Below are 12,102 nucleotides of genomic sequence, written 5' to 3'. Positions count from 1 at the left end.
CGAAACCTGTGCGCCACCGGATGATTCGAGAGTGCCCGATCCCGGCCCGGTCCCACTGTCACGGTGGCGGCCGGATCCGGACGAACCGCCGCCCGAGGTCCGGCCGCCGGACGGATGTGCCTGGCATAGCGGTCGAGGCCTGACGCCGGGTGGTCAGGGCACGAGCAGCTTTCCGAGGAAATCGGTTACTGCGCCGAAGATGGCGCCGATCAATTGCGGGATCATCACCGGGCTCCTTCCTTCTGGGTTATTTTCTGGCAGTTGCGATTACATCCAGCCCTGGCAATTCGCATCGGATTTGCCGGTACTGACAGGTATTCGGCGCAGGACGGGTCCCGGATGGGCGACACGGCGGGTATCGGGCGGTTTGCGCCGATCCGAGGCAGCCGCGGGCGTTCACCCCCGCCGACGGTCCGGCCCGCCCCGAGCGCCCCGTGCCACACCCGGCCACGAGTGCGTTGTGACTGTTCACGAAAGCCTTCCGGCGGCCGGTGCCGAAGTATCACGATCCATCCACAAAACCGCGCCCGGGCATCTCGGGCCGGTTACGTTGATACAGCAGTGCAGTAAACGGGGGTGGAAGGAAGATGTCGACATGTCTGTTGCCGCCACTCCGGACCGGCCGGGCCTGACGGTGTCCGGACGACCCATGTCGTCCGCGCTGAAGGACGTGTGGGCACTGTCGCGGCAGATGGTCGGCCACTTCGTCGAGAACGTCGCGCCGTGCGGCACCTTGCCCGGCGATGCCATCTACGGCGATGTCACGACCATCACCCGGATCTGCCTCGAGCTGGCGGTCAGCATGCTCGACGGTAAGGACATCCCGGAGAAGACCGAACGACTGTCCGAGGCCGCCGCGCAGTGGGCGCGCGAGGGCGTACCCATCGACACCATCCACCACGCCATCCACGAGGGCTTCAAGATCGGCTTCGATCTGGTGGTCAGCAATGCCGCCAACCGGCACCGCGCGGCGGGCTCCGGCGACCACGACACCGTGCTCTCCCTCAACCTCGCCGACTACGAAAACCTCATCGGCGGGGCCAAACTCGTCGTCGAAATGCTCGACACCATGACCTCGGCGGTGTCGATGGCCTACGTCCGCGAGCTGCGCGCGGTGGTCAGCGAACACCACACGGCGGTGCACACCCTGACCTCTGCCCTGCTGGGCGGGCATCCGACCTCGACCATGGCCCGCGAATGCGGCATCGAGATCGCCGAGCGGTACCGGGTTCTCGCGCTGGCGATCCCGCCGCATCCGGAGGAATCCAATCCCATGCTGGACGCAAAGGTGGTGGCGCGGCGCAAACTTCGCCGCGTGCAGGCCGAATTGGCCACGCACTGCGGAGAATCCGCGCTGTCGCTGCTGAGCGTCGACGGCGGCACCCTGCTGGTCCCCGCCGACCAGGTCGAGGAGGCCGATCTCGAGGAGCTCATCGGCCGGCTCGCCCGGGCGGCCCGGGTACCGGTCACCGCGACGGTCGTCACCGCGGCCACCGACGCCATCCCCACCGCCGCCGACCAGGCGCACCAACTGCTCGATATGGTGGCGCGGCTGCAGTCGGTGCCCGGGCTCTACCGCTTCGACGATCTGGCCCTGGAATATCAGCTCACTCGCCCCGGCCCGGGCCGCGAATATCTGGGCTCGCTGCTCGACCCGCTCGACGAGCATCCGGAACTGCTGGACACGCTGCGGACCCATATCGCCCACAACCTCAATCGACAGCGGACCGCACGCCTGCTACACGTGCACACCAACACCGTCGACTACCGGCTCAAGCGCATCGGCCAATTGACCGGCTTCGATCCGACGCAGGCGAGTGGCCTGTGGTACCTGCGCTCGGCCCTGGTGGCCCGCACCTACCGCGGCTGAGCCGCCGAGTCAGCGGGCCCGTCCCGAGTCGGGTCTGATTCGTCCCGCCTCGACCAGCGTGCGATAGGCGGCCTGCTTGCGCGGGCACTCCTCGCGCAGGCAGCCGCGGTGTCGCTGCATGGTCAGGTGTGCCTCCTCCACCGACAGCGGATCCTCGGGCGCCTCGTGCGGCCACCCGGTCGGCCAGATCGACGACTGAAAACCGCTCATTTCAATCGTCGTCCAGTCCGGCCGACAGGAACGCCACCGCTGCCAGCCATCGGGTGCACGAGAAGGCATGCTCGGTACCGAGAATCCGGCGAGCAACATTGTAGGTCAACGGTTCGTCGGCACCCCCACATGCCTGCATATCGCCGAAACGGCAAGGCGCCGAACACATTCGCGTGGTAGTCGTCATGACGACTCCCCTCCCACCAGACGCCCGCGATGTGTCACCGCTAACGCCCGCTACATAGTGAAACTGTGATACTCTGAACGTGATAAATGCTAGCGTGATAATCACGCAAGCGAAAGAGGTTGGGGTGGAAGGGGTTCAGGCGTATCGGAACGGCCGGTTCGCCGACCACTATGGGGACACGACTACGCACGGCGCGAAAACTGCTGTTGGGCCGCGAGATCGAGCACATGATCACCAGCGCCGGCGTCAGCCAGAACGAGGCCGCGAAGATCATCGAGACCAGCCAGAGTCGCATCGCGATGCTGATCAACGGCGCCAGCTCCATCACCGTCGGCGATCTGGAACGGCTGGCCACCGCCTTGGGTTTCGCCGATCCCGGCTATCTCGACACCTTGCGTGAGTTGCGCCGTGACAACCACAAACGCGGCTTCTGGAACTCCGGCTTCCGGCGCGCCTACCTCGAGGACCTGCGGCTACTGGTCGACCTCGAGGCGTATGCCAGCCTGCTGCGCGTGGCCGAGGCGGAGATCATGCCCGGCCTCATCCAGTGCGAGTCCTACATTCGCGCCCTGCACGAGCCCGAACATCCCGACGGCGCCGAGCGCGACGCCGTGGAGGATTCCGTCCGAGCCCGGCTGGCCCGCCAGGAGATCCTGATCAAATCGTCCCCGCCCGAGTTCCGCGCCGTCCTGTCCGAATCGTGCCTGCGGCGCGAATACGGCGGCCATCCGGTCATGCTCGAGCAGCTCGACCATCTGCTGGCGCTGTCGCACCGGCCCAACATCATGATCCAGGTGCTGCCGTTCACCGTCACCACCCGCGGCGCCGGGATGGAGGATCGGTTCACCCTGGTGCGGGTGCCCTCGCCGGGCGCGGCCGGCGATCTGGACATGGCGATCGTCGAGAGCCAGGGCGATATTCGCTACATCGACGACAAGGTATCGGTCACCGCCCGCGAGACGGTGTGGTCGCGACTGTCCGCCGCCGCGCTGAGCGCCGAGGATTCGCGCAAGTACATCGAGCACGTCGCGCGCTCGTTCCGCCGCAAGACGTTCACTGCCGGGTGAATCGCCACCCGTCCAGCACACAGAAGGGGTAAGGGGAATGGGCGACAACGAATTCGGGTCGCGCGAGATCGACGCGAGCCGCCCGTCGGCCGCGCGCATGTACCACTACTACCTGTCCGGCGAGGCCGTCTTCGATGTCGACAAGATCTTCGGCGAGAAGATCTTCGAGCTCTTTCCCTATGCCGACGCCTGGGCCCACCACAATCGCGGCTTCCTCCAGCGTGCCACCCGATTCCTCACCGATCAGGGAATCCGGCAGTTCCTCGATATCGGCTCCGGGCTGCCGACGGTGGGCAACACCCACGAGGTCGCCCGCGCGGCGGCCCCCGAGAGCCGGGTGGTGTACGTCGACAACGACCTGGAGGCGGTCAACCGCGCCCACGAACTGCTCTATCAGCAGAACGCGCTGGACACCACCGCGATCATCGAGGCCGACCTGCGCTGTCCGGACCTGATCCTCGATCACCCCGACACCCGCCGCCTGATCGATTTCGACCAGCCGCTGGGCCTGCTCATCGTCAGCGTCTGGCCGTTCGTTCCCGACAGCGACCGCCCACACGAGCTGATGGCGCACTTGCGCGACCGGCTACCAGCCGGCAGCTACGCGGCGATGAGCCACTCCTCCCTGGAGGAGGCGAGCCCGGAAATCAAGGAGCGAATACTGGCGATCACCGAGCTGTACAAGGAGACTTCCGACCCCGTCGTCCCCAGGACGCGCGACGAATTCGCGGCGTTCTTCGACGGTTTCGAGCTGGTCGAGCCCGGGCTGGTGCATGCACCGGACTGGCGGCCCACCGAACCTGTGGATTCCCAGGATCCGGCACGGCCGTGTAATTTCGCCGCCGTCGGCTACAAGCCATAGGCGACACGCAGGCGCGTGGACGTCGATGCCCGCGCGCCTGGGGCTTTACTCCGTAGAAAGGCAACACCAATGACGCTGCTACCGATCTTCACCGCGGGCGAATTCCGCAAAGCCAGCGCCAGCTCCCCCAACCAGAACTGCGTGCGCATCGCACGCAAGCAGGGCTGGACGGCGATCTGGGACGACAAGCGCGCCACCGACCGCATCACCCCGGCCACCGAACTACCCGCCGACGAACTGCTGTTGCTCACCGATGAACAGTTCGACACCTACCAGGCCACCGTGCGCGGCGAATGCGTCGAACCCGCCGCATTGACGGTCACCCGCCGTGCCGACGGTATGTTCGTATTCCGTACCGCGACACAGCAACCCGTGCCGGGCGTCGAACTCGTCTTCGACCAAGCCGAACTCGATGCCTTCCACCACGGAGTACACCAGCGCGAATTCGATCACCCCTGATCATCGATCGTCGGTTTCACTGACGCCGCAACGGCTTCCGCATGTCCCGGCGCGTGCCCGCACGCCACGCGGGCAGCTCGCCCGGCATGCGGTGACCGCCGGGTGCGGCCAACAAGATTGACCGTCAACAACTTTAAGCCTTTCCCGTGCCCAGCCGCAGCCGATCGTGAGATTTCACAACCCTGCCCACCCGCGGGGAATTGGACCGGCCTTTCGGGGGCGTGATAAGAGATTGTCGTGCCGTATCCATTCGCCGTTCGCCTGTCGGTCGACGACCTGTACTCGGTTCCGGGTTCGCCGGACGCCGGGACCGCGGCGGCGCGGTGATCGATACGACCTCGGCCGTCGGTACGGCCGGTACGTCCGGTACGTCCGTGCGCGCCGAGAATTACCGGCGCGATCTGGACGGCCTGCGCGGGATCGCCATCGCGCTGGTCGTGGTGTTCCACGTCTGGGTCGGGCGGGTGTCCGGCGGCGTGGACGTCTTCCTGGTGCTGTCGGGATACTTCGTCACCGGGTCGCTGCTGCGGCGTGGCGAATCCGTGGGTGTGGCGGTCACACTGCGGCGACTGGCGCGCCGGCTGCTGCCGTCGCTGGTCGTCGTGCTGGCGGCGGTGGTGGTCGCGACGGTGGTGCTGCGGCCGGTTACGCAGTGGTCGGAGCTGGGCACGCAGACGCTGGCATCGCTGCTCTACTACCAGAATTGGCAGCTGGCGCTGTCGTGGTCGGATTATCTCGCGGCCGATCCCTCGGTCAGCCCGCTGCAGCATCTGTGGTCGATGTCGGTGCAGGGCCAGTTCTATCTGGCGATCCTGCTGCTGGTCGCGGCGGTGATCCGGACCTGTCGCGCCCTGGGACGACCGTCGGCGATCCGTCCCGCCCTGACCTGGGCGATCACCGCCGCGGCCCTCTGTTCGTTCTGCTATGCGGCACAGGGTATTTCGACACATCAGGGCTGGAACTACTACGACAGTTTCGCGCGCGCATGGGAATTGCTCGCCGGCGCCGGTCTGGCCGTGGTCGCCCCGTACCTGTCGCCCTCGCGGGCGGTCCGCACGCTGCTCGCCGGCTGCGGGCTGGGGGCGGTGCTGCTGTGCGGCTGGATCATCGACGGCGTGCACCACTTCCCCGGTCCCGCCGCGCTGTTGCCGGTGGGCGCGACCATCGCCCTCGTGGTGGCGGGTCTGAACCCGGGCGCGCAGGGGCTGCCGCTGCCCAACCGCCTGCTGGCGGCGCCGATCCCGGTCCTGCTCGGCGACCTCGCCTACACCCTCTACCTGTGGCACTGGCCGATCCTCATCTTCGTCCTCGCCGAGCGGGGCACACCCACGGCCGGGCCGACCACCGGCGTTGGGGTGCTCTGCGCCGCAGGGGTCCTCGCCTATGCCACCCATCGGCTCGTCGAACAACCCCTGCGCGCCACCGCCGTCGGATTCGGTCCCCGACACCGGCGGACCTTGACCGCCCTGGTGTCGGTCACCGGGCTCGCCGTCGCCGTGTCGGTGCTGGCCTGGCAGGTGGTGCGCGATGCGAATCCACCCCGCCCCGCCGGCGATCTGACCGTGGCACTCTATCCGGGCGCGGAGGCACTGGCCGCCAACCTGTCGGTGCTCCCGGCGCCCATGCGCCCCACCGTGCACGAGGCCCCGGCGGAACTGCCCGCTCCCACCCGCGACGGCTGTATCGCCGACTGGGACACCCGCGCGGTGGTCACCTGCGAGTACGGCGACACCACCGCCGCGCGCACCATTGCCGTCGTCGGCAACTCTCATGCCGAACACTGGATGCCGGCGCTGCAGCTGCTCGCCGAACAGCACCGGTTCCGCCTGCTCGTGCACCTGAAGATGGGGTGTCCGCTCACCCTCTCCGACGACGCCACCTACAAGGGCGAACCCAATCCGGACTGCCGCGACTGGTCCCGCGAGGTGATCGAGCTGCTGGCCGCCGAGCGCCCCGATTGGGTGTTCACCACCGCCACCCGACCCGTCGACGCCGGGGGCGACGAAACCCCCGCCGACTATCTCGACGTCTGGTCGGCGCTGGCCGAACGCGGCCTCGATGTGCTCGCCATCCGCGACACACCCTGGTTGCGGCACAACGGCGTTCGCTATCGAGCCATCGACTGCCTGGCCAAGGGCGGCACGCCCGTCGGCTGCGGGATGCCCCGCGGGGATGCGCTCGCCCCGGTCAACCCTGCCGCCGAACCGGCCGCCGCCTACCCCAACGTCTTTCCCCTCGACCTCACCGACGCCGTCTGCGAGCCGGATAGTTGCCCCGTGGTGATCGGCAATGTGCTGGTCTACCACGATGAGCACCACTTCACCGCGAGCTTCTCCCGCACCCTGGCCCCCGAACTCGGCCGTCGCCTGGCGCCCATCCTGCACTGGTGGTGAGCGGGTAATCGTTTTCCCACGTTTGCCGTTTCCTGGACAAATGTCGGAAAAGCGCTGGTAGAGCGAGCCCGACAGGGGCACACTTTAGGTGGCGACATTCGGCGGTGGATGCCGGATTCGGGGGTTAGGACAGGGGCGATGAGAATTCGGCCGCGGCAACAGCTGCTGGACCTGTGGCAGGCGGTGCTGGACTGCTGCTATCACGAGGACGCCTGGACCTGGGGCGGCCGCGACGGCACCAATTCCATCAGCGATGCCGAACAGCTGCTCTGCCTGCTGTACCCGGCCACCGAGATCGAGGCCTTCGCGCTGGACCGCCCCGACGATATGGCCTCCGATGTGGAGCGCGCGCTGTCCCCGTTCGGCGAACGCAGCCGCATCGGCGGCGTGCTGGTCCGGTTGATCGAGGAGTATCTGGCGCGCCACACCGGCCCCGACGGCGAACCGGACTTCGCCGCGGGCAGCTACCTCGGCGGATTCGACGACCGCGAGCCCAAGGCGGCCCAGCGGGCCGTCGAGGTGGTCGACTCGTACTCGATGTCGCTGAGCCTGTGCATTGCCGCGCTGCGGTTCCTGCGCGGTTTCGGCCGATTCGTCCGTGGCGAGGTCCGCCAGGAGGCACGGGATCTGGTGCCGCGCATCGAGGCGGTCGAAGAGCAGGTCCGCGCCCGGCTCACCGCCGCCATGACCGGGCTGCTGCGCAGCTTTGTCATCAATACGCCCGACCCGAAATCCGTTGCCGGGCAGGCGATCTTGCATATGATCAACCAAACCGGCGCGCCCGTGGAGGACGTCGTCGCAACCCTGTCGAGGCGGTTGGAGCGGCTGCGGGTGCAGGCCGCCAACGAGGTTCGGCTCGGCCGCACCGCCGAGGTCGACGTCGCCGACGATCTGCGCTTGTTCGAATGCGGGTGGAGCTGGGGGATCTACCGCAGGGCCGAGCCGATCGACTTCGTGCACAGCCACGTCGCCGACGCGGTCGGCTACGCCGAATCCCGCCCCTACCTGTATTTCACCGCGGTCGCCCTGGACGGCATCCTGGACCTGTCCTCGCAGCGCATCCGCGAACTGGACCTGCTCGACAAGACCCAGCGCCAACTCGCCGACGCCTTGCAACTGCGCCTGGAGCTGACCCAGAAGTACTGGTCGACGGTGGCCCGCTTCGGCACCGGCCGCTGGCCCCTCGAGGACATTCCCTGGCGCACCTCCGACGGCGAGGAATCCGACTACTACAGCCTGGTGGTCGCCGCCATGCTGATTCAGGATCTGGTGGTCCGCGACAGCACCGAGGATCTGACCCGCACGGTCGCCGTCTTCGACCAGCTGGCCCGCCGCGGCCGGGTCATCAGCCGGTTGACCGACCGGGATCCGGCAGCCGCCCTGCACTACCCCGGGGTGCGACTGCGGCTGGCCGGTAGCGAGGATATCGATGATGGAACCCAATTGCGCTGGCATGTACCGGATTTCGTGACGATGATGCTCAAGCGCAGCCTACAGGCCGCGCGGCTGCGCAGCGATGTCACCACCCGCGATCAGCTGATGGCGCTGGCCGAATCGGCGATGGGTCACCTCGATCGGCGGATGCTACGCCGCGGCCCGGCGACGGGCCTGTGGGACGACACCTCCGAGCTGCTCGGTCCGGCCGGGCACGCCGCGGACGGGCCGTCCTGGTTCGTCACCGAGCGGGTGATGGAATGCCTGGTGGTGGCGTTCAACACCTACCGGCTGCCGCCGTTGGCGCCGCAGCCCACCAAACGGCGCGCGATCGAATTGCTCAGCGAGGCCGAGCATCTGCACAACCAGGAGCGGCTGCTGGTCAGCGAGGGTGACCTATCCCCGAAGTGGAGGGCGCTCGAGCGGATCGAGCAATCGCTGGACCGCGCCCGCCACGAACTCGACGAGCGGCCCGGCACCGCGTTCGGCCGGGCCATCCAGGCCCTGCTCCAACTCGACGAACTCGCCTTCGCCCGTCAGGACGCCCGACGATGAGGACACGGTAGTGCTGGTCTTCGCCACCTCCGACAAGGGCGGCACCGGCCGCTCGGTCACCAGCTGCAATATCGCCTACCGGCTGTGCCTGACCGGCCGCAATGTCGCCTATGTGGACTTCGATTTCGGCTCACCGACCGCCGGGGCGCTGTTCGAGATCAGCGCGGTCGAACGCGGGGTGGACAAGGGCGGGGTGCATTCGTATCTGCTCGGCGAGACCGGCACGGCCGCCCGGGTGGACGTCGGGGCGAGCACCGACCGGGTGCAGCTGCGCCGGGTCGGCCCGCGCTCGGGCCGACTGGTGCTGCTGCCCGGCGACGAGGGCGGGGCGGAATTCCTCACCTGCGACAACGCCGTCGTGACGCGCTGCGCGGAACTGCTGGTGGGGCTGGAACAGGAATTCAAGGTGGTGTTCATCGATCTCAGCGCGGGCCGGTCGGTGGCCCTCGAGATCGCCCTGCAGTCCACGGCGCTGCCGCAACTGCGCCGGCGCACCGCCCGCTGGCTGATCTTCCACCGCTGGACCCGCCAGCACATCCTGGCCGCCGCCGGTCTGGTGCACGGCCCGCACGGGCTGCTGCAGACCGGTGCCGAATGCGGGCACGACCGCGACGAATTGAAGGGCTCGATCCGCTACATCCGCACCGCCGTCGCGGCGCCGGACTCGTATCAGAACGCGGCACGGGCCGCCCAGGCGGCGTGGCTGCAGGAGCAGGATGCCGCCCTCGAGCGGCTGGCCACGGCCAACCGGCTCGGCGCGACGGCCGTGCTGGGCAGCACGCCCATCGAACCGGTCCTGCAGTGGCGCGAACAGCTCATTCTCGATATCGACGTCAACGCCAAGATCGCCAACGAGGAGACCGCACTGGCATACACGGAACTGGCCCGCCGCCTGGTCGACCAGGCCACCTGGGAAAGGCTGTAGAGGGGATGCGCGAGGCACGCGGATACAGCGAGGCCACCGAGCAGCCGTGGATCGCCACGGTGCCGATGTCGCATCTGTCCATCGAGGTGGGCCACTTCTATCTCAACGACATCACCGCCGACCTCGACCATGTGCGCGCGGAATTCCGCCGCATCGTCCCGCTGGTGAGCGCCTTCGTCGACTCGGCCAGGATCCGGTTCGGCGCGGGCGCGCGGGTCAGCACCTGCTATCTGCTCGACGACTACTTCCAGCCCGACACCGATGCCGCCGAGGTCCTCGGCAGGCTGCTGCGCGCGGCCGACGAGGCGGGGCTGAGCATCGACTACCTCGCCCGCGAATCCGGCTGCTGGCAGATCTCCCCGTTCGTCGACGGGGTACCGCTGGGTGAGCCGATTCCGGTGGCGGAGATGGTGGCGGCCCGCATCGTCGCCGAACCGGCCCCGCCCGACACCGGAAGCCGCCCGCCCACAGCGGAATCCGGCTGGTTGTGCAACGGTCGCCGCTCCTCCGTCGAGGAGCCCGCGCAGGCGATGCGCGGGCGCATGTATCGACCGCCGGAGGAGTTCGGCCGCCGGGAGCATTCGATCTTCCTGGATGTGCAGCTGTGGAGCACCCACGTCACCGACGGGCGGACCGTCACCCGCTGGTCGTGTCCGTTCCTGGCCGCGGTGTGGCATCTGCTGCGGCTGGGCATGCTGCGCTATCACGGTGCCTCCGTGGTGGACCCGCATCCGTGGCGGCCGGGTGAGCCCTGGCCGCGGCGCTGGCAGGACGTGCCGCCGGTGGTTCAGCTCAATCCGGATGCCGCCCCGTTCGCCGCGTACCAGGCCCTGTCCATGCTGCCCAAGCGCTATATCGCCATCGAACACGCGGTCCGGGTGATCCTCGACCACCTCGATCTGGACGACGACGTGGTCGCGCAGATCATCGCCTGCGGCGCCGCCGACGAGGTACCGGTCGCGGTGCCGCGCAAGGTCGGTGAGCGCCTGTCCCATCTGCTGCTCGACGGGTCCTGACATGGCCTCCACGTCGCCGCTGGTCGTGCTCGGCGAGGTGCGTACGTGCCTGCTCCCCTCCGCCGCCGCACTGACCCGGGACGAGGCCGGGGAACTGCTCGCGCTGATGCCCGGACGGGCGGTGCGCTGGCGGGAACGGCCGGGGACACTGGCGATTTCGCCGACCATCGCGGTCGGTGTGGACTGCGATCTGGCACTGGGCGCGAATACGGCACGCGTCGTCGGCACCGTGGCCACCGGCGTGACACTGGTCGGCGGACGGATACTGCAGTCCTCGGCCCACACCCGGGTGGTGCGGGCCGGTGAGCGGCGGCGCCAGACCTGGTCGCACTACCTCAGCCAGAAGGGCGTCACGGAGGTGATCAGCCGCATTCCCGAACGTGCCGCCGCCGGAACGGCTTTGGCCGAAGGGTATCTCGACGGCCGCGCGCACGGCGCCACCCTGGATCTGGCGTCGATCAGCGAGCGCCTGCTGGCCCGGATCCGCGCCGATTCCCGGCTCGATCAGTCGCCGCCGATGCAGGCGGGCACCACGCGGCTGCGCTGGATCGCCCGGGTCGGCGGCAGCGCGGGCCCCGCCGTGGCGTTGCGGCTGCACGACGACACCACCCGTTCGGTACGGCTGATCGTGCGCGAGGAACCAGACCTTGCTGCGGCGCAACGGTTCTGCGAGGATCTCGCCGCGCACGACTGGTTGCTGACGGTCACCGCCGCCGCCCTCGCCGAGGCCGACCGCTTCGGCTCGGCCGGCCGCGAACGCCTCGACATCATGGCGCCGCTGCTGCAGCATGTCACCGGGCTGTGGATGCCCGGCGCACACACCCCACCGGCACTGCGAGGGCTGTGGAAGGAACTGCAGAACGAGCCCGGATTTTCCCGGCAGTGGAGTGTGCTCACCGACCGGCTGCGCGACAATATCGCCGTCGCCATGCTGGAAGCGATGCGGCACAAGGCATTCGATCCCGGCTGGTAGTCACACCCAGAACCATTTGCGCACCAGCAGCGCGAAGAAACACCGACATCGAGACCGTCCCCACCCACGATTCGACCGCATACAGCGGGCGTGCCGCCGCATGCAGGTTCTCGCTGTCGCCCGGGCCCAGCGGGTTGAGGAAGCTGGCCAC

11 protein-coding genes are annotated in these 12,102 nt (G+C 68.4%); 9 read left to right on the top strand and 2 right to left on the bottom strand.

The annotated features are described in order from the left end of the window. Positions 1-649: 649 nt before the first annotated feature. A complete protein-coding gene (locus tag IU452_RS14035; RefSeq protein WP_195109645.1) occupies positions 650-1,870 on the top strand; it encodes a helix-turn-helix domain-containing protein in 1,221 nt (406 codons plus the stop codon). A gap of 9 nt (positions 1,871-1,879) precedes the next feature. Here IU452_RS14035 and IU452_RS14030 read toward each other — a convergent pair whose 3' ends face one another. Beyond that, positions 1,880-2,080 (bottom strand): hypothetical protein, encoded by a 201-nt coding sequence (locus IU452_RS14030; RefSeq protein WP_195109428.1) that lies wholly within the window; start codon positions 2,078-2,080, stop codon positions 1,880-1,882. A gap of 1 nt (position 2,081) precedes the next feature. After that, on the bottom strand, positions 2,082-2,267 hold the full coding sequence (locus IU452_RS14025) for a hypothetical protein (protein ID WP_195109683.1): 186 nt from the start codon (positions 2,265-2,267) through the stop codon (positions 2,082-2,084). Positions 2,268-2,437: 170 nt separating this feature from the next. On the opposite strand from IU452_RS14025, the gene IU452_RS14020 reads away from it, so the two are divergent. The 8 genes from IU452_RS14020 (at position 2,438) to IU452_RS13985 (ending at position 11,951) form a co-directional block, all read left to right on the top strand. Beyond that, positions 2,438-3,334: a helix-turn-helix domain-containing protein gene (locus IU452_RS14020; protein WP_195109427.1), complete on the top strand. Its 897-nt coding sequence runs from the start codon at positions 2,438-2,440 to the stop codon at positions 3,332-3,334. Positions 3,335-3,371: 37 nt separating this feature from the next. Further along, positions 3,372-4,196 carry an SAM-dependent methyltransferase gene (locus tag IU452_RS14015; RefSeq protein WP_195109426.1) on the top strand — a complete coding sequence of 275 codons (825 nt, stop codon included), beginning with the start codon at positions 3,372-3,374 and terminating at the stop codon, positions 4,194-4,196. Positions 4,197-4,265: 69 nt separating this feature from the next. Continuing rightward, complete coding sequence (locus IU452_RS14010; protein ID WP_195109425.1) at positions 4,266-4,655, top strand: hypothetical protein; 390 nt, start codon at positions 4,266-4,268, stop codon at positions 4,653-4,655. Positions 4,656-4,978: 323 nt separating this feature from the next. Continuing rightward, positions 4,979-7,048 (top strand): acyltransferase family protein, encoded by a 2,070-nt coding sequence (locus IU452_RS14005; protein WP_416382313.1) that lies wholly within the window; start codon positions 4,979-4,981, stop codon positions 7,046-7,048. 138 nt (positions 7,049-7,186) lie between these two features. Continuing rightward, positions 7,187-9,037 carry an SCO2524 family protein gene (locus IU452_RS14000; protein ID WP_195109424.1) on the top strand — a complete coding sequence of 617 codons (1,851 nt, stop codon included), beginning with the start codon at positions 7,187-7,189 and terminating at the stop codon, positions 9,035-9,037. A 10-nt stretch (positions 9,038-9,047) separates the two neighbouring features. After that, on the top strand, positions 9,048-9,962 hold the full coding sequence (locus tag IU452_RS13995) for an SCO2523 family variant P-loop protein (protein ID WP_195109423.1): 915 nt from the start codon (positions 9,048-9,050) through the stop codon (positions 9,960-9,962). A gap of 5 nt (positions 9,963-9,967) precedes the next feature. Then, on the top strand, positions 9,968-10,978 hold the full coding sequence (locus IU452_RS13990; RefSeq protein ID WP_195109422.1) for an SCO2522 family protein: 1,011 nt from the start codon (positions 9,968-9,970) through the stop codon (positions 10,976-10,978). Position 10,979: 1 nt separating this feature from the next. Continuing rightward, complete coding sequence (locus IU452_RS13985) at positions 10,980-11,951, top strand: SCO2521 family protein (RefSeq protein WP_195109421.1); 972 nt, start codon at positions 10,980-10,982, stop codon at positions 11,949-11,951. Positions 11,952-12,102 lie beyond the last annotated feature (151 nt).

Origin of the sequence: Nocardia transvalensis (assembly GCF_015477765.1) — a bacterium.
Lineage (GTDB): Bacteria > Actinomycetota > Actinomycetes > Mycobacteriales > Mycobacteriaceae > Nocardia > Nocardia transvalensis_A.
Note: the sequence above shows the minus strand (reverse complement) of the source record. Positions and strands in the feature narration are given on the sequence as shown.

Bases quoted from the DNA above. Each gene is read 5' to 3' on its own strand.
- IU452_RS14010 (WP_195109425.1), top strand. From the start codon at position 4,266: ATGACGCTGCTACCGATCTTCACCGCGGGCGAATTCCGCAAAGCCAGC.
- IU452_RS13990 (WP_195109422.1), top strand. From the start codon at position 9,968: ATGCGCGAGGCACGCGGATACAGCGAGGCCACCGAGCAGCCGTGGATC.
- IU452_RS14025 (WP_195109683.1), bottom strand. From the start codon at position 2,267: ATGACGACTACCACGCGAATGTGTTCGGCGCCTTGCCGTTTCGGCGAT.
- IU452_RS14020 (WP_195109427.1), top strand. From the start codon at position 2,438: ATGGGGACACGACTACGCACGGCGCGAAAACTGCTGTTGGGCCGCGAG.
- IU452_RS14030 (WP_195109428.1), bottom strand. From the start codon at position 2,080: ATGAGCGGTTTTCAGTCGTCGATCTGGCCGACCGGGTGGCCGCACGAG.
- IU452_RS13985 (WP_195109421.1), top strand. From the start codon at position 10,980: ATGGCCTCCACGTCGCCGCTGGTCGTGCTCGGCGAGGTGCGTACGTGC.
- IU452_RS14015 (WP_195109426.1), top strand. From the start codon at position 3,372: ATGGGCGACAACGAATTCGGGTCGCGCGAGATCGACGCGAGCCGCCCG.
- IU452_RS14000 (WP_195109424.1), top strand. From the start codon at position 7,187: ATGAGAATTCGGCCGCGGCAACAGCTGCTGGACCTGTGGCAGGCGGTG.
- IU452_RS14035 (WP_195109645.1), top strand. From the start codon at position 650: ATGTCGTCCGCGCTGAAGGACGTGTGGGCACTGTCGCGGCAGATGGTC.